The organism is Tianweitania sediminis, assembly GCF_017813335.1.
Lineage (GTDB): Bacteria > Pseudomonadota > Alphaproteobacteria > Rhizobiales > Rhizobiaceae > Tianweitania > Tianweitania sediminis.
This window is the reverse complement of the sequence record NZ_JAGIYY010000003.1, coordinates 347683-367006: the sequence shown is the minus strand read 5'-3', so window position 1 is coordinate 367006 and position 19324 is coordinate 347683. Positions and strand designations below refer to the sequence as shown.

The following is a 19324-nucleotide window of genomic DNA, read 5'->3' as shown; positions in this document are numbered from 1 at the left end:
CGGCCATGAAGCGGCTTCCAATCCTCTTCACAGCGCTTTGGATGCTGCTTGCCGCGACCTCGGGAGCTGAGGCAGGTCCCGTCGCCGCGGCGATCGGCGCGGTTGCGGGTCTTCTGGCTAAGGGAGGTATCGCCGGTTTCCTGATCAAGACGGCGATCGGCCTCGCGCTGAACTTCGTTGGCTCGCTGATTATGAAGGCGATGGCTCCGAAGGAGGAGCCCAGGGGCGTCAACCTCCAGATCCAGATGGGTGACGACAAACCCTCGGGCGTGATCGTCGGAAAGTATGCCACCGCCGGCCGGCGCAAATATATCGGGGTCTGGGGAGAGGTCGGACAGACGCCGAACGCCTTCGTCACAGACGTAATCGAAGTCTCAAACATGCCGAATGGCGCCGGCCCGGCCGGAATCGTCAGCCTTTGGGTCAACGACGAATTGGTCGAGGTGCTTTGGGGCGAGCCGGACCCGGAAGGGCGTGGTTTTCCGATTGCGCAATATCGAGACAGCAAGGACCAGCATCATCTCTGGATCCGCTTCCTCGACGGCTACCAGAGCGAAGCAGATCCCTTCCTGCTGGCGAAATTTGGCACGCATCCGGAGCGGCCTTTTCTTCCCACGATGATCGGGCGCGGGTGTCAGGTGCTGATCGTCACGGCGCGCTATGACAGCGAAGGCCTGTTTACCAACGGTCTGCCGCAGATCGTGGTCGAGCCTCAGCCAATCCCGCTCTACGACCCCCGCAAGGATAGCTCGATCGGCGGTTCTGGCAGCCACCGCTGGGGCAACGTCGCAACCTATGAGCGGTCGCAAAACAACGCCGTCATAATCTACAACATCATCCGTGGACTTTATTACCAGGGCGAGTGGGTTTTCGGCGGCCAAAACCTCGGTGCCCATCGGCTGCCGACCTCGTCCTGGTTTGCTTCGATGAACGAGTGCGACCGTGCGATCGCCCTCGCTGAAGGTGGAACGGCACCTCAGTTCCGCAGCGGTTATGAGATCCTGAGCGACCACGAGCCCTTGGACGTGATCGAGAAGTTTCGCCTCGGCTGCTCCGGACGGATCACCGAAAACGGCGGGCTGTTCAAGATGCTGGTCGGCGCGCCAGGCGCTGCCGTCTACTCTTTCACAGACGACGATATCGTCATCACGGAAGGGCAGACATTTGCTCCCTTTCCGACCATCGACCAAACCTTCAATGCGATCGAAGCCACCTATCCGGAGCCCCGTGAACGTTGGGCGATGAAGGATGCGCCACGCACCGACGACGCGGAAATGCGCGCGTCGGATGCCGGCAAGAACCTGCCGTTCTCGGTCGCCTTCGAAGCGGTTCCGTTCCCCACCCAGGTCCAGGTGCTGGCGCGCACCATGCTGAAGGATGGGCGCCGTTTCCGGGTCCATGTGATCGTGTTGCCGCCCGATGCGCGGCCGCTCGAGCCGAACGACGTCGTTGCCTGGACCTCCAAGCGCAACGGGTACATCGACAAAGATTTCATCGTCGAGTCGAAGGACAATCTGCGGAACCTCTGCGTCCAGGTCACGCTGCGCGAGATGGATCCGACCGACTATGATTGGTCCTCATCCTTCCAGAAGCCGGTTTCGGTTGGCTGGCTCGGCCCGATCCGTCCCGATACGCAGCTGATGACCGGCTGGGCCGTCGAGCCTGCCATCATCTATGACAGCAACAATGTGCCTCGCCGGGCATCCATGAAGGTGAGCTGCGCGCCGGATTTGGATGACGTGCGTAGCGTCTGGGTCCAGGTCCGTCACGTCGCCAGCCAGCAAGTCGTTTTCGACAGTGACGCCTCGGCCTATGCGCCACCCTATGCGTGGCTCCTCGACGGGAATTTTCTGCCGAATGAGGACTACGAGGCGCGCGGCAAGTATGTGCCTTATTCGACGCGGCCGACCGAATGGTCCGCCTGGCTTGCGGTCAGAACGCCCGACATCCGGCTGACGGACCGGGACGTCTATTTGCCGGGTATGCTGGCGGAGATCCAGCAGCACATTCAGCGGATGACCGAGTTCGCGACGACCGGTTCGCGCGCCGCGATCGAGCGTATCCGCCAGTTGATGCTGGACGAGGAAAACGAAGCTTCATCGAACTTCATAGATCGCAAGGTCATCCGCGAAGAAGTCGAGCTGAAAATCGAGGACACCCGCGCTTTTGTGGGGGAGTCCATCATCCTGGCGATCGGCCCGGATGGGGTGATCACGGCGGTGCTCAACGAGATGAGCGCGGAGTTCGAGACGGGGCTCGCGACCGTCGAGCAGCTGGTCCAGACTGAAGTCACGCGCATCAACGGGGAGATCGTCGCGACCGCGCAGTCGATCGACGTGCTGGAAGCACACGTGGATGATGTGTCCGCGTCGATCAACATCCGGGCAACCGCGACAGCCGGCGGTCCCGCAGGCGGTGCGCGCTACGCCGTCCAGGTAAAACATGGCTCGGGCGAAAACTTCGTCAGCAGCTCCCTGTTCCTGGAAGCGACCAGCGGCGGACTCGGCTATGCCGGCTTCGTTGCCGACCGGTTCTATATCGCGAACCCCACAAGCGTTGGCAGCAAGTTCACGCCGTTCGTCTTCCAGGACGGGGTGATGCGCGTAAACGCGGCCGTTCTGGCGTCGCTGATCGTCGGTGAGATCGACGCGATCAACATCAAGGCTCACAGCATCACCACGGACCAGCTCAAGGTCGGCGGCGTTGACACCACCGCTCTCGCTTTGCAGGCCGCAACAACCGCTTCGGTCGTGGCCAACAGCGGCTCCGTGAGCGGCGGCGGATGGTCAACTGCTTGCCAAACGTCGGTTTCGATGGCCGTCGGCGGAACGCTCTTCGTCCTTTTCACCTGCCGGGTCGATGTGACGAGCACCGACGGTTCCGCTTTCGCTTCGATTGTCGCCCGCATTCTGATTAACGGCGCTGAATACATGCAGGTCGTTGCCGGCCAATCGAGTGGTGGAAACAACATTTCTGGCGGCAGCTTTTCCTTCGTCTTTCCGATCCCGGTGGGCTCAGGGACATTCACGGTCGCCCTGCAGTTCTCGACCACCGCCAGCACTGGCGCATCGGCTTCCGCTTCCTATTCCAGGCTCGGCGTTTTCGGAGTGAAGCGATGAGCGATCAGCGCAATGCGGTCTTTATCGAGCATGATCCCGTCACGGGCGAGATCGTCTATTGCGGGTCGGTTCCGCCTGACGTGATCGACGGCTATCCGCCGCTGTTTCCTCATCTGACCTTTCGGTGGGTCGGCCACGGCATGGACGTGCCAGATCCCGCCGAAGTCTACTTCGACCTCGATGCCGATCGAGTCGTGCTGCGGCCGCAGCTGGCGGTGACTGCCTCCAAGACAACGATCGCAGCCGACGGTGTGGACGAGGCCGTGATCACCGGCATTCCTGCCGGGATCACCTTCGCGATCGACGGTGTGCCCTCCACCGCCGATGGCGCGCCTATCCAGCTGCGAGCGACCATGCCGGCGACGTACCGGCTGGCGATCAACCACTTCCCCTACCTGCCAATCGAAATGGAGATCGTTGCTCAATGAGGATCGAGCTCTCAAAAAACATGGCCAATGTCCGCCTCGCTGCGCTGCTGCGGTTAGAAGCAGGCTTCGCGTCGCGCCACTACGCGGTGCTCGGCGGTCCGATCCACGAGGTTCACGCACTTAAGGCGGAGGAGGCGCGTCGGGTTCTCGACGGAGGCACCTCGCCGCTTCTGGCGCCGGAAGCATCCGCTCGCGGCCTCAGCGAGGTCGATCTTGCACAAGCCGTTCTCGACAAGGCGCAGGTTCAGGCGGAGCGGCTGGCGCAGGTCGAGGTCGATCGCCAGCAGGCGCAGGAGGCTCTGAAGGCAGCCAGCACACCAGCGGCCGTCGCCGCTGTTCTGGCCGCACACGGGATCGAATTCGATGCGTAAAACGGAGGCTCCGATGATGACTGACCAGAGCCAAGCGGGCGGCGCGGAAAGTGGCTCCCAATCCGTGATCCTTGATGCCGTCGCCGGGTATTTCAGGCGCCGTGCGGAGCATGCCGAAACGGAGGCCCTAATGCTCGCCGTTGCGGTTCGCCAGCTCGATCAAGAGCTGCGCGCGGCCAGGATCGAGATCGCCACTTTGAAACAGGGGGCTGGGGATCATGGCTGACTGGCCTGGGATCTATAACTCCGGCAGCGCGACGGTCGAGGCAGACGGCACCACAGTCGTGTTCCAGAACGCCGGCAACCTAGCGCAGGCCGTGCGTCCAGGTGACCGCTTCGGCGGTCATTGGGGTTTGCTGGTGCGGATTGCCTCGGTGTCGGCAACGACCATCACGCTCGCAGCGCCCTGGCCGGGCCCGTCTCAGACGGAGGAGCCTTATGAGATTGTCTTCACCCCATACGACAGTGGCTATCGCCAGGCGCTCGAAATCCTTCTTGCAGGCGTTCAGATCGATATCAATCTGCTGGATGGCATCCTGCAGAGCATGCCGGACATTATCGCTGTTGGCGCGGCATCTGCAGATGTCGCATTGCTCGCGCCGCTCGCAGACAAGCTGGCCGCCCTCGACGCGGCCGCTGTCCAGGGAGCAGCAGACAACATCGCCGGCATCAACGAGGTGGCTGCCCAGCTTCCCGTGATCAACAGCGCCATCGCGGCCGCCGAGAACGCCGGAAGCTTCGCGACACTTGCGCTGGCCAATGCAGCCGCAGGTACGATTCCGCTTAACAAGGGGATCTACGTCACGGGAGATCCAGCAGCGCCGACGCTCGGGCCTGATGGTGCTGGTGAAGGGAATGGCTACTACGAAAATCGCACCGGCAGCGCTCCGCTTTACAAGGTCAGCAATGACACACCGCAGGCGCTAGCAGCGCGCACTGCCGCCGCAGAGGCAGCGACGGAGGAGCTGGACGCCAGGCAGACGGCGCAGGAAGTCAGCTTCGAGGCAAGCTCTGGCATCATCGGCGATGATCGGCTTGTCGTGATCTCGGCTCAAGATGGGGACGGCCGGAAGCGCGAGATCGGTCACTGGAAGAAGGACGCCACGTTTCATGCTCCGCAGGTAGCGGGGGGCTCTGGCATCTTTGATTTTGTTCGGTTCGGCGATGTCGATGCCTTCGCCATGGAGATCATCGGCGCGGAAGATGCCGTCTACTTCGTCGATCAGAACAACCGGATCATCAAGACCTTGAAGGCGATGCCTGTTGGCCGGGAGTTTCAAACCTCAGAGGCCTACCCGGTCATCGGCCTTCCAGACGGTCGAGCGGTTTTCACTGATGGCGACGACCGGGTTATGGGCATTCTGCCAAGTATAGACCTCGACCCGTTGATGCCCGAGATGGTCGCGGCTCGAGGCGTGCAGCCCTCGCTTGCTGCCCGCATCGACCGCTCACTTGACGGCTACGGGAATCTGAAGGGGGCAACCGAGAACCTTGATCAGCTTCGCCGGAGTCGCGTGTTTCTGGGAAGGCTGGACACCGGGGTGGCCAGCACTCAGTTTCCCATCGGTTTCTTAGGCGACAGCCGGGCTTACCTTGCACAGATTAGCCATTCTCTGGGCGTTCGGCTCCGCAAACCCTTTGGCTATGCAGGGGGCGGCTACATCAATTTCAACGGGGCGATGGCCCGTCCTCACGCGCTAATCGGAGAATATGCCACCAGCTACTCCGCCGCCTTTCAGTTTTTCCAGAACAGTGTTGCCACGCCCGACATGTCCTACACCAAGGCGACGGTGGCGGGTTCGGTCATTGTGGTGAGTTGTCCGGCCGGCCTTTTGCCGTCCGAGGTTGCCTGGGTCTACATGCCTGTGCCCGGCACATCAGTCAGCGTCAGTTACAACGACGGAACGTGGTCTGCTGACATCTCGACGGCGGACGGCGTTGGACCGTCGCGTGTTGTGCTTCCCGCGCCCCCATCTGGGGTCCCGGTGACAAAGATCGAGATCAGGCAGAACTCTGGACTGGAAGAATTTAACGGGTTGCACATCCTGACCGAGGCCAATGGACTTCGTTTCAACAAGTTTGGCCAGAACGGCGCAGTATCCGGACACTTCCGCTCAAAAGACGAGGCGCAATTCATCGCTGCCCACGCGATGATGCCCTGTGGTCTCTACATACTCAGCTTCGGGACCAACAATCAGAGCGCCACGAGTGGCGCCGCCGCCATCGGCGCGGCCCTTGCGGTCGACTATGACATCATCGCGCAGCGTCTGCGTGCGGCTAGCCCAGGAGCCGACATCCTGATCGCAATGCCTTCCGAAAACTTCCTCGGACGTGACGCTCCGATGTCCGAGATCACCGTACCCGTGCGTGAGATGTGCGTGGCGAAGAACTACCCGTTCATCGACCTGCAGCCGTACTTCGGTCTCAGCCTGGATGACTACTCGCCAACAAGCCCGCTCCCGGCACTTCCCGACAACACTCACGAAGACGCTTTGTTCGGCGGCCCACTTGTGGCCGACGCGCTCTACCGCGCTCTCGTTCACTCACTTTAGGAGATCCCCACCATGGCCGGCATTGCTATCCGCTCGCCTGCAGTCACCAACAACCCAGCTCTTCCGGTCCTGAAAAAGGATGTGCATTGGTGGACTGACTTCAACAACGGCGGGCTCTTCGGAGCCGACGTCGCTCACCCTGCTTCCTACCAGGCCGGCAACCCGGCGCAGAACGATGGCCTCATCATCGATACTTCCGAGCACGCGAACGGCAAGATGGTGATACCGGCCGGTCAGATCGTCCCGGTAGTCGGTGGGATGCTCGACTTTTCAGGAGTGACCGCTCGCGCGACCTATATGGAAGTCCCTGCCAGCGTAGCTGCCGCGATATACGCGAATGCACAAAGATATCTCGCGATCGCCTGGATTAAGTTCCCTACGGCGGATGACTGGAATCCTGTATCTGGCGAGATCCCCTATCTGAACTTCACTGACACAGGCAACGGTTGGCAAGGCGGGCCGGAGATCTTCCAGCTGGGGCACGGAACAAATAGCGGCGTGCGTCAGCTCTGGCATCGCAGGGCGAAGGCTACAAACAGCACCGATGCGGTGGTGCATAGTGGCATTGACCCCGCAATCTTGGGGACGGTCACTCAAGTGCTCACTTGGTTCGATGGCGCAGTGATTGGACTGAGCACCCGGCCGATCGGCGGGGTCCGGAAGACCGCTACGAATGCTTCGACGGTGGCCAACTCCAACGATTTCAGCGGTCTGAAGGGGAAGTTCGGAATTCCGTACTCCAACTGGAGTGCGACTTTCTCAGCGGCTCAGAACCTCGCCAAGAAGTACAGGGCCGGCCGGCTCTTGATCGAGGCGCTCGACGTCAGTCAACGCGATCCGATCATGGTTGCGGAAGAGGATTTCGCTGCGACCGTGGCGCGTGGTGTGTTCAGCTGAGGAGAACGGACATGACGGGTAGCCTAGCCATTCTAGGGCTTCTGACTTTGCTGGCTGGATTGGGTGCCGCACTGGTTTGGCGGGCCTTCAGGGCCGGCCAAACAGGCGCGAGCTCGGTCTCCCGAGCTGAAAGGGCAGAGCGTGATGCTGCGGCCGTCCAGCTGCGCCTCGATCATGTCCAAGAAGGCAGGACCATAGAGAGAGACGTGGCTGAAGAGCAAGATGAGGATCTGCGAAAGGAGCTCGGTCGATGGTCAAAGCCTTGATGTTCGCAGGCCTTCTTTCGGCCGGCAGCTGCTCGCTGCTTTCAGGCTCGCCGCAGCCGGCGCCGATCGCCGAACCCGAGGCAATCTGGTGTGCCGAAAACGTCCCACAGCGCCCCTCAGCGGCCGAGATCGAGATCATGTCGAGACCTCGCCTCGAACAGGCAGTGGCGCACAACCGAAAAGGGGAAGCCTGGTGCGGCTGGACGGCCGCCAACTGAAGAACGTGACGGAGGCCGTGTCACTTCACGGCTGCGGGCCCAGACGCCAATCTCAGACCCGCATGGCTAGCTCGCGCATCATCGCCACCCCGGCGGCCGAGGCCGCAAGAGAATGGGTGGCAGGATTCGGATGATGCCTTCAATGGACTTTGAACCCCTGCAGCCGGTTGTCCCGGCAAAACCCGTTGCCGGCTATGTTGGAGGCAAGCGGCAGCTGGCTTCTCGACTGGTGGCAATGATCACGGCCGTGCCGCACGGCATCTATGCCGAGCCATTTGTAGGCATGGGAGGCGTGTTCTTTCGCCGGACCTCTCGGCCGCGCTCCGAGATCATCAATGATCGCAACGGAGAGGTGGTGAACCTCTTTCGCATCCTGCAGCGCCACTACCCGCAGTTCATGGACACGATCCGGTACCAGGTCACATCGCGGCGGGAATTCGAGCGCCTGAGCGCAAGCGATCCGAAGACGCTGACTGATCTGGAGCGGGCCGCGCGTTTCATTTACCTCCAACGGACCGCGTTCGGCGGGAAGGTGGCTGGTCAGAACTTCGGGGTGGATCCGCGATCCAAGGCAGGCTTCAACCTGACGACGCTAGCGCCGCTCCTCGAGGAGGCCCATGAGCGCCTCACCGGCGTTGTGCTGGAGTGTCTCGATTGGCCGCAATTCATCGACCGGTATGACCGACCGGAGACGCTGTTCTATCTCGACCCGCCGTACTTCGGCTCGGAGCACTACTACGGCCGAGGGCTCTTCGATCGAGAGCAGTTCGGCGCCATGGCGGAGCGCCTGGCGCTCCTGAAAGGCCGCTTCATCCTGTCGATCAACGATGTGCCTGAGATCCGCGAGACCTTCGCGGCCTTCACGATTGAACCGGTAGGTCTTCAGTATGGGGTGGGAGGAGGGTCGAGGCCGGCGGCAGAGTTGATTGTAAGCGGGCCTTGAGGTGCCTTCGAGGGCGCCTCAAAGTGCGGCTACAGAGAATCGCGTTGCTGCAAAACCCGGTGACAAAATTGCAAAACCGCGCGACCGGCTACACCGGCCGTTGTTTTGGGCAAGCATTGTCATTGCGGAAGAAAATGCTGCAACACGGCCGCGACAAGCCGAAGACGGAATCTAGTGCTAAGTCCTTGCTTTGACTGGTAGCGGAGGAGGGATTCGAACCCCCGACACAAGGATTATGATTCCTCTGCTCTAACCAACTGAGCTACTCCGCCCCGCGCGGTTCCTGGATGCGGTTCATGAAGCCGCCGCCCGCGAAGTCGGCGCGATATAAGGTGTCACTTCGAAGCCTGTCAAGGACGCAGACCACATCGCGCGCAATCATCAACGACCGTCCAATGACAACCGATTCCACCCGGCGGGTTGAGTTCAAGTCGCCACGCGAATATGTGTCCGCACAGCCACAGTGAGCCATTGCGCTCGCGCTTACCGGAACCAAAGGCGAGAGCCCGATGAAGATGACACCGCGTATCGCCGTATTGGGCTGCGGCTATTGGGGCTCCAACCATATACGGACGCTGAAGTCGCTTGGTGCCCTGCATTCCGTGTCCGATGTGAGCGCTGCGCGGGCGGAAGGCTTTGCCGCCGAACAGGACTGCCTGGCCATTCCTCCCGAGGAGCTGTTTGGACGCGATGACATCGACGGAATTGTGCTGGCGCTGCCGCCGCAGTTTCATGCTGCTAACGCGATCAAGGCAGTGGAAGCCGGCAAGGACGTGCTGGTGGAAAAACCGATCGCGCTGACTGTTCCCGATGCCGAGCGCGCCGTTGCTGCTGCCCGGGCGAATAACCGCGTCTTCATGGTTGGCCACGTTCTGCGCTTTCATCCGGCCTTCGAGCAGCTCCTGGCGCTGATCAGTGCGGGGGAACTCGGCACGGTCAAATATATCCATTCGCACCGGCTGGGGCTTGGCAAGTTCCATACGGAGAACGACGCGCTATGGGATCTGGCGCCGCACGACCTGTCGATGATCCTGGCAATCACCGGAAGCGAACCGGTGGAGGTGCGCGGCGAGGGCGCAGCGCTTCTCGACAAGCTCAGCGACTTTGCCCACGTTCACATGCGGTTTGCCAGCGGGGTCCGCAGCCACCTGTTTGCATCCCGCCTAAACCCCTATCGCGAGCGCCGTTTGACCGTGGTAGGCGAGAAGGCGATGGCGGTTTTCGATGACATCGAACCCTGGCCACGTAAGCTTGCCGTATACCGGCATGCGGTTTGGCAAGACAGCGGCCAATGGGCATTTACCGCCAACGAACCGAGCTATGTGGCGGTGGGCGAAGGGCTGCCGCTGACCCGCGAGCTGGAGCACTTCCTTCATTGCATCCAAACGCGCGCCGAGCCGCGCACGGACGGTGAGGAAGCGATCCGCGTGCTCCGCGTGCTGACGGCCGGAACCGTGGTGCACGACACCGGCGGACGCGGCAGCTGAAGTCAGAGGCTCGGAAGATCGTCAGGCGACGACGGACCGCACCGGCCCTTCTGTCAGGCGGGACAACATGCGTTCGGCTTCAGCACCCCGTTCGGAGCGCTCAATGAAGCCGCCGCCCAGAACACGGCTGTCTGCGCCATCGTCGGCGTAGAAGACGCAAGCCTGGCCTGGCGCGACGCCCGACTCACCATCGGCCAGTTCAACGGCGACTTCCTTGCCGCGAACGAACAGGGTGGCGGGACGCGGCGGCCGCGTTGAACGGACCTTGGCGAAGATGTCGAGCCCCTCTTCGGGAACCGTGTTTAGAGCACCGTCGCCCAGCCAGTTGGTGTCGCGCAGGTAAATTTTGCGGGTGGCCAGCGCTTCCCGCGGTCCCACCACGACCCTGGCACGCTCGGCATCGAGGTGCACCACGAAAAGCGGCTCGCCCGTGGCGACGCCGATGCCTCGACGCTGGCCGATCGTGTAGCGCAAGATGCCTTCGTGGTGGCCGAGAACCCGCCCGTCGATATGAACGATTTCGCCGGGATTGGCGGCTTCGGGCCGCAGCTTGGCAATGATATCGGAGTATTTTCCCTGCGGCACGAAGCAGATGTCCTGGCTGTCCTGCTTGGTTGCGACCGACAAGCCCATCTCTTCGGCGATCTTGCGCACGTCGGGCTTTGAAAGTCCGCCGAGGGGAAAGCGCAGGTAATCAATCTGCTCCTGCGTCGTAGCGAATAGGAAGTAGCTTTGGTCGCGGTCGGCATCCACAGGACGATAAAGCGCGCGGTGGTCGCCATTGGCGCGGCTGCGGATGTAATGGCCCGTTGCCAGCGCATCGGCACCGAGGTCGCGTGCGGTTGCCAGAAGATCGGCAAACTTGACGGTCTGGTTGCAGGATACGCAGGGGATCGGGGTTTCGCCGGCCGCGTAGCTTTCCGCGAAGGGGTTGATCACGGCTTCGCGGAAGCGCGCTTCGTAATCCAGAACGTAATGCGGAATGCCCAGCGTTTCGCACACGCGGCGCGCATCGTCGATGTCGCGGCCAGCGCAGCAGGAGCCGGCGCGATGGGTGGCGGCGCCATGGTCATAGAGCTGCAAGGTCACGCCGACGACGTCATAGTGCTGGCGCTGGAGTATGCCGGCGACAACGGATGAATCAACGCCACCCGACATGGCAACAACAACCCGCGTGTCTTCCGGGCGGCCGGGAAGATCCAAGCTGTTCATGAAAAACCTGTGTCCTTGTTTGAGGCAGGCGGCCAAGCCGCTGCATTTGCCCTTAGTATAAGGATGCGCGCCACCCAGGGCCAGCCCGCTGTGATGCGCTGAGTGTAAGCCGCGGCGGCGAGAGCTGCCGTGATCACGTGCGACCCGGTGCCTAAACTTTGCCGCCGCCTGCTAACGGGGCCTTCATGATCTCTGTTGCACCCTGTGCTTACGAGCTTAGGCAATTCTTAAAGCAGAGCCGATAGCTTGTTTGTTGATTGGGTCTTTTGAGTTTAGTGTAGAGAGTACGGATGACCGATCTAGTTCGCCCGCGTGTGAAATACGTGATCGGGCCTGATGGCAGCCCGCTGACAATTGCGGATCTGCCTCCCACCAACACGCGGCGCTGGGTGATCCGGCGCAAGGCTGAAGTTGTTGCTGCCGTACGCGGCGGTCTCCTGAGCCTCGAGGAAGCTTGCAACCGCTACAAGCTAACCACGGAGGAATTCCTGTCCTGGCAGGCTTCCATCGACGAGTTCGGCTTGGCCGGACTGCGGACCACGAGGATTCAGCAATACCGCCATTGATGCGGAGGGCATGGTTTTCAGGGAAGGCGGCTTCGGGCCGCCTTTTTTGTTGCGCCTAGGCCAACCAGGCGCTGTCAGAAGCCCGAAAAGCAAAAACAGCCGCTTAACGGCTGCTTTTCATGTTCTGCAATGATTTTGAGTAGGTGATCAGCCGATCATTGCCGAAGAAACCTGCGGCTCGGCTTCGCGCACGATCCGGCCATCGCGTGATTCGAGCATCTCGGCCCGTTCCAGCTCGATCTCCGCTTCGGACAGTTGAGCCTGGGCCGCGCTCTTTTGTGCGACAAGATCGTTTTGCGAGTTCTTCAGGTTGTCCCGGCGCTGGCGTGCAGCCTTGGCGAAGGTGGGATACGCAAAGTGGTTGAGGTCGGTTATGCCGCTCTTCTTTTCTTCGGCTGCGATCTGCAGGTCGAGTTCGGAAGCCATGCGATCGAATTCAGCAATCATCATATCGAGCTGCGCCATGCGGCGCCGCTGCTCGTTGACCTGGAACCGCTTCAAGCGGACGAGATTTTCGCGCGATTTCATACTCGATACTCCTTGGCGGCGACCGATGCCCGAAAACGGCGGGCAAGGTTCGCGCAACACTCTACGCGTAGTCGTCAACCGCCTTGCAGGGCGGCAGGAAAACGAAATCCTAACTTTTTTCCTGCCCAGTAACCTTTCGTTTACGGGCATTGTTAATCATAGCCCCGAGGACTTAAGGGCGGGTAAAAATCGGTGAAACTTCCGCAAGGTCGGTTTCGTTGAGTCCCATGAGTCACTTGTGCGATTTACCTCGCTTTTGACGCTCTGCTTTAGGGCGGAGAAAGTCAGGCAGGAACAATGCGTTATCGTAAGGTATTGAACAAGACGGGTCCGACTTGCCAAGCGGAATCAGATCTTGTTAACCATTCGGTGGCAGCATCAATGAGGACGACCGCTGCCATGTTTCGCGGAACAGTGGTTGAGCGCGGTTCGGCGGCGGAAAAGGGGATTTAGATGCGCGTTCTGCTGATTGAAGACGATAGTGCCACGGCACAAAGCATCGAGCTGATGCTGAAGTCGGAGAGCTTCAACGTATACACCACCGATTTGGGCGAAGAGGGCGTCGACCTCGGCAAGCTCTACGATTACGACATCATCCTCCTTGACCTCAATCTGCCGGACATGTCGGGCTATGAAGTGCTGCGCACGCTTCGTCTCTCCAAGGTGAAGACGCCGATCCTGATCCTTTCGGGCATGGCGGGCATCGAGGACAAGGTTCGCGGACTTGGCTTCGGCGCAGACGATTACATGACCAAGCCGTTCCACAAGGACGAGCTCGTGGCGCGCATCCACGCGATCGTCCGTCGCTCCAAGGGCCATGCCCAGTCGGTGATCACCACCGGCGACCTAATCGTCAATCTCGATGCCAAAACCGTGGAAGTCGGCGGCCAGCGCGTTCACCTGACCGGCAAGGAATACCAGATGCTGGAGCTTCTTTCGCTCCGCAAGGGCACCACGCTGACGAAGGAAATGTTCCTCAACCACCTTTATGGCGGGATGGACGAGCCGGAACTTAAGATCATCGACGTGTTCATCTGCAAGCTTCGCAAGAAGCTCGACCATGCTTCCGGCGGTCAGAACTACATCGAAACCGTATGGGGTCGCGGTTATGTTCTGCGAGAGCCCGAGGATGTTCGCGTCAGCGCCTAAAGCGTCTCGCCGAACCAGCCGATTTTACTGGGAGCCCGATCGAGAGGCCGGGCTTTTTCCTTGCGCGGATCAGGCCGCGGCAGATGCTGCCGGGCGCGATGTCGCGGAAACCTGGCGAAAGCGTTCCAGAAGCTGCGACCGGTTGAAGGGCTTCAAGAGGTAGCTGTGCGCGCCGGCGCGCTTGGCCCGCATGATGGCGCCGACATCCATTTCAGTCAGGCACAGCATGATGTGCGGCCGCATGTCCGCCCGAATCTGACCAACGCGGCGGATGAAGTCGACCGCTGCCATGTCGGGGAGGACGGAGTCGACCAAGATCACATCCGGCATCTCGGCCTCGCAGATCGCCAGGCCACCAACGCCGTCTGCGGCCTCCACAACCAGCATTTCGTTGCTTGTCAGGATGCGCTTGGCGACCTTCCTGATCACGCTGGAATCTTCAACGATCAAGCAACGCTTCATGGCCCCAACTCCCTGCCTGTGGACGCCGGAAAGCTAGCAGGCAGGGGATGGAAAAAGCCGTAAACGGATCATCGCAATTTTAGCGATCGCTTTGTCTGGACCTGGAATCGTCCGACCGTAGCTCAGGAGCTTGCCGTCAAGACGATTTCTTCGGGCGTGGTGCGGATGGCGATTTCCATGCCTGCTTCCTTGGCCAGAAGCAGGGTGTAATAGGGCTGCACGGAATGAGCATCGATCGGCTCTTCCGGACGTCCGCCGCCATGCAGTTCAAGAAATTTTGGCGGAACGCGGATCATCGGGCCGGCAGACGTGAGGGTGAAGCGCGGCTGGGTATCCACGTCTTCCAAGGAAACGGTGATCTTGCCGCCCCGCGGGATGGTGCCGATCGAGATCAGGATGAGGTTGAGGAGAAGCTTGACCTTGTTCTTAGGCAGAAGCGCGCGTGTCCCGTTCCAAACCAGATCCGGCTTTTCGTTGGCGAGGTAAGCCTTGGCGACCGTTTCCGCGTCGCCCGTGTCGATCTGCATCCCGGCGGATCCGGCAGCGCCGAAGGCGATGCGGGCGAATTGCAGACGCGCCGATGCATTGCGCGCGCTGGTGCGGATCAGGTTCATGGCGTCTTCGTCGGCGCCGCCTTCGTCGAGCAGTTCCAGGCCGTTGTTGATCGCGCCAACGGGCGAGATGATGTCATGACATACGCGGGAGCAAAGGAGGGCGGCCAGATCCGGCGCCGAGAGCGTTACGAGTTCAGCCATTTTTCGCGTCCCCATTCCTGCAGGCGTTTGCCCGCTCTGCCGCACAAGCGGCTTCGTCCATCATCGGTTTGCCCAGGCCGACACTGCCGCAGCGCTTTCGGCGTCGCAACGTTCCAACATGGTGAAGAAACCATGCAGCTTTAATGGTTGAAAAAGGATTGCGGTTTAGCGTCGTTGTTGAACAACGGTGGCGTGACATCACAAAGCGCCGCCGCAGCCGTTCCGGAGAATGACATCTTCGAACGCTCCAACGAGGAGATACCGATGCTCTCGTCGATTGTGCACCTTGCCATGCGTGTTCTTGCGCTGCTTCTTTTCGCCGGGCTCGTGAGCTTCACCCGGCCTGCCGCTGCGCAGGAAGCTTATTCCGCCCAGGAAATCGTCGACTCCGGCCACAAGTTCTTCGGCGAAACCTCGGGCGGGCTTGCGACCGTGGTGGAGAAGATCTTTGCTTCCTACGGCCTGCCCAACGGCTATGTGCTGGGTGAGGAAGGCTCCGGGGCGCTTGTTGGCGGCCTGACCTATGGCGAAGGCACGCTGTTTACGAAGAACGCGGGCGATCACAAGGTGTTCTGGCAGGGGCCGTCGCTTGGCTGGGATTTCGGCGGCCAAGGATCGCGCACCATGGTGCTCGTATACAACCTTGATGACGTGAACAGCCTTTACAAGCGCTATGGCGGCGTGGCCGGCTCGGCTTATGTTCTTGCGGGTCTCGGCTTCAACGTCCTGAAGAACGGCCCCGTGCTTTTGGTTCCGGTGCGCACCGGGGTCGGTGCACGACTGGGCATCAATGTGGGCTATCTGAAGCTGACGCAGCAGCCGACCTGGAATCCTTTCTGAGGCTTTGGGGCAGGTAACATTAACCTGCTTCAGCCAATCTCCTGCTGGCGCTGGATTTCTTCTGTGCCGACGTGGCACAGTTCGCACAATCCAATCGGCTCGGCAGATACGTGTTCATCCAGTCCATCCTGTTCTTCACCCTTGGATTGCTGATCGCGGGGCTCATCGCCGTGCTGATCGCACCGGCTTTCTGGAACCGTGCGGTGCGGTTGACCCGCCGCCGTCTGGAAGCCACGCTGCCCATGAGCCTGAACGAAATCCAGGCCGAGAAGGATCGCGTGCGTGCCGAATACGCAATGGCAGTGCGACGGGTCGAGATCGAAGCCGGGTCGGAGCGGGCCAAGGCCAATGAACGCGCGGTGGAAATCTCGCGCTTGAACGAGCAGATCCGTTTGCAGCAGATCGCCGCGGAAGAGGCGGCGCAAACGATCGCCATGCGCGATACGTCCATCGAGGGCTTGGAAAGCCGGCTCCGCGAAGCGGAAAGCGCCATCGCAGCCAAGGAAGCCGAGTTGAAGGCGCAGCAGGACCTCCTCGAACAAGGGCAGCAGGCCTATGAGGACCTCACCCGGCTGCAGGAAGAAACGAGCCTCATTTCCGCCAATCGACAGATCGACCTTCTGGCCCGCGACAGTGACATCGATCGACTGAACAACACCGTCGCGCAGCTACGAGCGCAGCGTGCCGACGCCGAGCAGAAGCTGCGTGAACAGATGACGGCGGCTTTGAAGGCATCGGAAGATCTCAAATCCGAGCGACGGCGCACGGAAGATCTTGAACGCAAGAACGAACGTTTGATGAGCGAGTTGTCGGATCGGGACGAACGGCTGGAGCGTCGGGAGAAAGCGCTGCAAGCCTTGCAGGGTAAGCACGAGGCCGCGGACGAATCCGATGCAGCGTCCGTCAGCACCCTTGAAGGTATTGCTCTGCTGGAGCAGGAACGCGATGCGCTGAGGAAGGAGCTCGGCGACCTGCAGCAGCGGCTGGCCGAAAGCGGGCAGGCCCCTGCAAGTGTCAAATCCGGCACAGCGGTCGGCGGGTCCTTGCTTGGGGTGGAAGAGACTGGGCGCTTGCGCAACGACCTGCGGCAGGCAGAGCGTCGTGAAGAAGCACTGCGTCTTGAACTCACCGAGGCACAAGCCCTCGCAATGCGTCTTGAGGCCGAGATCGCCGATCTGTCGGAGCGGACTTCCGAGCCCTCAGCAGCGGTGGCGAACCAGTCGGAGGGAGCCCTCGTCGCCAGATACCAAGCCGATCGCGACCGGCTGGAAGCTCGACTGCAAGCCCTTTCTGCCGAGAACGACCGGCTGCAAAAGCTGATCGACCAACCTCGGGAGGCTTCCGCTCCCGCCTCGAGTGAACCGTCGCTTCTTCGCGATGAGTTGGCGGAAATGGCCGCGCAGATGGTTCATCTCACGCGTGTTCTGGAGGGCCCGGGCTCGCCGATCGATGCGGCGCTCGCAAAGCGGCAGCTGTCGCTTTCCTCCACCGGCAAGCTGACCTTGGCAGACCGTATTCGAGCCCTGAAGGCAGCTGCCTCACCAGGCGAAGCGACCGAGCCGGTGCAGAGCGATCGCTGATGCGGCGGCCACGTTAAGGCTGTCGAAAGAGGGCGACATGGCGATGCGCGCGGTGCGAAGCCTGGCGAGAAGCGCCGGCGGCAAGCCTTCGCCCTCCGTGCCAAGCAGGATCGCACAGCGCGGCGGCGGCGTCAGTTTGGACAAGTTCTCGTTTCCCGCGGGGCTGAGCGCGATGGGCTCGAACCCAGCCGTCATCAGTTCATCGGCAAGCGTGGCCGCGTTTGCGCCACGCGTAAACGGGATCTGCAAGGCAGCGCCCACGGAAACTCGGATCGCTTTTCGATATAAGGGATCGCAGCAGGTTTCGTCGAGCAGCACCGCGTCCGCTTCGAATGCGGCCGCGTTGCGGAAGATCGCGCCGACATTGTCGTGGTTGGCGATCCCCACCAGAACCACCACCAGAGCCTGTTCAGGCAGGCGCGCCAGCAGCTCGGTCGGTGAGGGCAGGGGCACGCGTTCTGCCAGCGCCAGCACGCCGCGGTGGAGGTGAAAGCCGGCCACCGCATCGATCACCGCTTGCGGAGCGACGTAAACCGGCATGTCCGGTGGAGCCTTGGCGAGCACATCCCGCAGCCCTTCCAGGCGATTGGCCAGGATCAGGGCGGAGCGGACGGGAAACCGTTTTGCGCCAAACAGAACCGACAGCACCACCTTGCCTTCTGCAATGAAGGTCTGTCCGCTCCGCGCCATGTCCCGATCACGGATGTTCCGGTAATCCTCAATGCGCGGGTCTGCGGGATCGTCGATGGTGATGATCCGGCTCACGCAACACCTTTGGTCAGGCCGCGTTGGCTGCCTTTCTTCCATTGTCTTCGGGTGCGTGGGCGGTGAAAAGGCTCTCGAGAGAGGCGAGAAAGTCGCGCCCGAGGGCTGAATCCAGCGAATAATAGATCGTCTGCTTTTCGCGCCGCGTTTTCACCAATCCTTGTTCGCGCAGCTTGGCGAGGTGCTGCGACAAGGCGGACTGGCTCAGATCGACGCGCTCGGCGATCCGATTGACCGACATCTCGCCTTCCACAAGAAGGCACACAATCAGCAGGCGTTTCGTGTTTCCAAGGATCGACAGGAGCGAGGCCACTTCCTCGGCTCGGAGCATGACATATTTCGACACGATTTTTGACTCTCAACATTGTCTTTCCGAGCAAGCAAATACGGGTGGAGAGAGCAGGAAGTTTCGTTGTCGCTAAATTTAGCCATGTCAACAGTTCGGTGGCACCGCTTGAGCCGCGCGGACCAGCGCCAACAGGGCTGTGCGTGCATCAATGCGGCTGTTGACGCGGTGATCGAACCAGATACGCGCCGTTTGATCGCCCCATGCGAGATCGGCGCCTTCGGGATCAATGCCGGTCATTGTCCAGGCGCCGCTGGGTTGCGCCGCCAAACGCTCGGCGCAAAGACTGACCGCCTCCGCATGGTCTTCGTTCATGTGGCCGAGGATCGACGGTTCGAACTCAGCCAGGCTGAAGCCGTTCTCGACAAGAAGATCAGATCCGGAAAGCGCATAGGCCTTTCCAAAGCCGCCGTTCAAGGCGGCAGACAATGGTTCCAGGCGGAAGTAGCGAAAATCCGGAAGCTGCGCGTAAAGGGCGGCCTTTGGAACGTGGCGCAAGAAGCGAGCGGCAAGTCTTTCCCCGTCCAGATCATTTCCAACTGGCCGGGCGCGGCATCGCACCGTCAGGCGGGGATAAGCCAGCGCGTCCCCCTTGCCGGGTTCGCCCACGAGCAGACTGCAGCGTTCATCCGAGTGCAAGGCGGCTGTATGAGCCGCAAGTCCAGATACCAGGATCGCGGGCGCTCCGTCGCTGTCACAGGCCACGGCCACGCGGCTGACCAGGGGGCCGGCGTCGACGGGGTCAAGAACTGCGAGCGCGCCGTATCTTGCTGTGCGCAACAGGGTCTTGGCCAGGCGCACAGCTTCCTTGTCCGTCGGGCGGAGCACGCTCTCCGCCAA

Annotated in this window: 20 protein-coding genes and 1 tRNA gene; 13 read left to right on the top strand and 8 right to left on the bottom strand. The window is 61.3% G+C overall.

Annotated elements, in window-relative coordinates; translation table 11 throughout:
- The first annotated feature begins 5 nt into the window (after nucleotides 1-5).
- From J5Y06_RS12270 to J5Y06_RS12235, 8 genes are all read left to right on the top strand, one after another.
- Nucleotides 6-3119: a phage tail protein gene (locus J5Y06_RS12270; protein ID WP_209335431.1), complete on the top strand. Its 3114-nt coding sequence runs from the start codon at nucleotides 6-8 to the stop codon at nucleotides 3117-3119.
- A complete protein-coding gene (locus J5Y06_RS12265) occupies nucleotides 3116-3547 on the top strand; it encodes a hypothetical protein (RefSeq protein WP_209335430.1) in 432 nt (143 codons plus the stop codon). Before J5Y06_RS12270 ends, J5Y06_RS12265 begins: the two co-directional genes overlap by 4 nt.
- Nucleotides 3544-3918, top strand: a complete 375-nt coding sequence (locus tag J5Y06_RS12260) for a hypothetical protein (protein ID WP_209335429.1) — start codon at nucleotides 3544-3546, stop codon at nucleotides 3916-3918. The genes J5Y06_RS12265 and J5Y06_RS12260 overlap by 4 nt, the downstream gene beginning before the upstream one ends.
- A 13-nt stretch (nucleotides 3919-3931) precedes the next feature.
- Nucleotides 3932-4144 carry a hypothetical protein gene (locus J5Y06_RS12255; protein ID WP_209335428.1) on the top strand — a complete coding sequence of 71 codons (213 nt, stop codon included), beginning with the start codon at nucleotides 3932-3934 and terminating at the stop codon, nucleotides 4142-4144.
- Nucleotides 4137-6470: an SGNH/GDSL hydrolase family protein gene (locus J5Y06_RS12250; RefSeq protein ID WP_209335427.1), complete on the top strand. Its 2334-nt coding sequence runs from the start codon at nucleotides 4137-4139 to the stop codon at nucleotides 6468-6470. Before J5Y06_RS12255 ends, J5Y06_RS12250 begins: the two co-directional genes overlap by 8 nt.
- Before the next feature lie 12 nt (nucleotides 6471-6482).
- Nucleotides 6483-7367, top strand: coding sequence for a hypothetical protein (locus tag J5Y06_RS12245; protein WP_209335426.1), 885 nt, complete (start codon nucleotides 6483-6485; stop codon nucleotides 7365-7367).
- 250 nt (nucleotides 7368-7617) lie between these two features.
- A complete protein-coding gene (locus J5Y06_RS12240) occupies nucleotides 7618-7851 on the top strand; it encodes a hypothetical protein (protein ID WP_209335425.1) in 234 nt (77 codons plus the stop codon).
- A 142-nt stretch (nucleotides 7852-7993) separates the two neighbouring features.
- The gene (locus J5Y06_RS12235) at nucleotides 7994-8794 is read left to right on the top strand and encodes a DNA adenine methylase (RefSeq protein ID WP_209335424.1); all 801 of its coding nucleotides are present in this window, start codon (nucleotides 7994-7996) and stop codon (nucleotides 8792-8794) included.
- 195 nt (nucleotides 8795-8989) lie between these two features.
- Here J5Y06_RS12235 and J5Y06_RS12230 read toward each other — a convergent pair.
- Nucleotides 8990-9066, bottom strand: a tRNA-Met gene (locus tag J5Y06_RS12230).
- 243 nt (nucleotides 9067-9309) lie between these two features.
- Here J5Y06_RS12230 and J5Y06_RS12225 point away from each other — a divergent pair.
- Nucleotides 9310-10281 (top strand): Gfo/Idh/MocA family protein, encoded by a 972-nt coding sequence (locus J5Y06_RS12225; RefSeq protein ID WP_209335572.1) that lies wholly within the window; start codon nucleotides 9310-9312, stop codon nucleotides 10279-10281.
- Between the two features lie 21 nt (nucleotides 10282-10302).
- Here J5Y06_RS12225 and mnmA read toward each other — a convergent pair whose 3' ends face one another.
- Nucleotides 10303-11493: a tRNA 2-thiouridine(34) synthase MnmA gene (gene mnmA, locus J5Y06_RS12220; RefSeq protein WP_209335423.1), complete on the bottom strand. Its 1191-nt coding sequence runs from the start codon at nucleotides 11491-11493 to the stop codon at nucleotides 10303-10305.
- Nucleotides 11494-11783: 290 nt separating this feature from the next.
- On the opposite strand from mnmA, the gene sciP reads away from it, so the two are divergent.
- Nucleotides 11784-12059 carry a CtrA inhibitor SciP gene (gene sciP / locus J5Y06_RS12215; protein ID WP_209335422.1) on the top strand — a complete coding sequence of 92 codons (276 nt, stop codon included), beginning with the start codon at nucleotides 11784-11786 and terminating at the stop codon, nucleotides 12057-12059.
- Nucleotides 12060-12206: 147 nt separating this feature from the next.
- On the opposite strand, the gene J5Y06_RS12210 is transcribed toward sciP, so the two are convergent.
- A complete protein-coding gene (locus J5Y06_RS12210) occupies nucleotides 12207-12587 on the bottom strand; it encodes a flagellar export protein FliJ (protein WP_209335421.1) in 381 nt (126 codons plus the stop codon).
- Nucleotides 12588-13040: 453 nt separating this feature from the next.
- On the opposite strand from J5Y06_RS12210, the gene ctrA reads away from it, so the two are divergent.
- Nucleotides 13041-13736 carry a response regulator transcription factor CtrA gene (gene ctrA / locus J5Y06_RS12205; protein ID WP_209335420.1) on the top strand — a complete coding sequence of 232 codons (696 nt, stop codon included), beginning with the start codon at nucleotides 13041-13043 and terminating at the stop codon, nucleotides 13734-13736.
- A gap of 69 nt (nucleotides 13737-13805) precedes the next feature.
- Here the strand turns inward: ctrA and J5Y06_RS12200 are convergent, their stop codons facing one another.
- Nucleotides 13806-14198 carry a response regulator gene (locus J5Y06_RS12200; protein WP_209335419.1) on the bottom strand — a complete coding sequence of 131 codons (393 nt, stop codon included), beginning with the start codon at nucleotides 14196-14198 and terminating at the stop codon, nucleotides 13806-13808.
- Nucleotides 14199-14320: 122 nt separating this feature from the next.
- The gene (gene chpT / locus J5Y06_RS12195; RefSeq protein ID WP_209335418.1) at nucleotides 14321-14953 is read right to left on the bottom strand and encodes a histidine phosphotransferase ChpT; all 633 of its coding nucleotides are present in this window, start codon (nucleotides 14951-14953) and stop codon (nucleotides 14321-14323) included.
- A gap of 291 nt (nucleotides 14954-15244) precedes the next feature.
- Here chpT and J5Y06_RS12190 point away from each other — a divergent pair, with 291 nt between their 5' ends.
- Both J5Y06_RS12190 and J5Y06_RS12185 read left to right on the top strand, forming a co-directional pair.
- Nucleotides 15245-15793, top strand: coding sequence for a DUF1134 domain-containing protein (locus J5Y06_RS12190; RefSeq protein WP_342453423.1), 549 nt, complete (start codon nucleotides 15245-15247; stop codon nucleotides 15791-15793).
- 71 nt (nucleotides 15794-15864) lie between these two features.
- Nucleotides 15865-17373, top strand: coding sequence for a coiled-coil domain-containing protein (locus J5Y06_RS12185; protein WP_209335417.1), 1509 nt, complete (start codon nucleotides 15865-15867; stop codon nucleotides 17371-17373).
- Here the strand turns inward: J5Y06_RS12185 and J5Y06_RS12180 are convergent.
- From J5Y06_RS12180 to J5Y06_RS12170, 3 genes are all read right to left on the bottom strand, one after another.
- Nucleotides 17332-18138, bottom strand: coding sequence for a TrmH family RNA methyltransferase (locus J5Y06_RS12180; RefSeq protein WP_342453417.1), 807 nt, complete (start codon nucleotides 18136-18138; stop codon nucleotides 17332-17334). The genes J5Y06_RS12185 and J5Y06_RS12180 overlap by 42 nt on opposite strands.
- A 13-nt stretch (nucleotides 18139-18151) precedes the next feature.
- A complete protein-coding gene (locus J5Y06_RS12175; protein ID WP_209335570.1) occupies nucleotides 18152-18487 on the bottom strand; it encodes an ArsR/SmtB family transcription factor in 336 nt (111 codons plus the stop codon).
- Between the two features lie 84 nt (nucleotides 18488-18571).
- Entirely contained in the window at nucleotides 18572-19312 is a 741-nt protein-coding gene (locus J5Y06_RS12170; RefSeq protein WP_342453416.1) for a HugZ family pyridoxamine 5'-phosphate oxidase, read from the bottom strand.
- Nucleotides 19313-19324 lie beyond the last annotated feature (12 nt).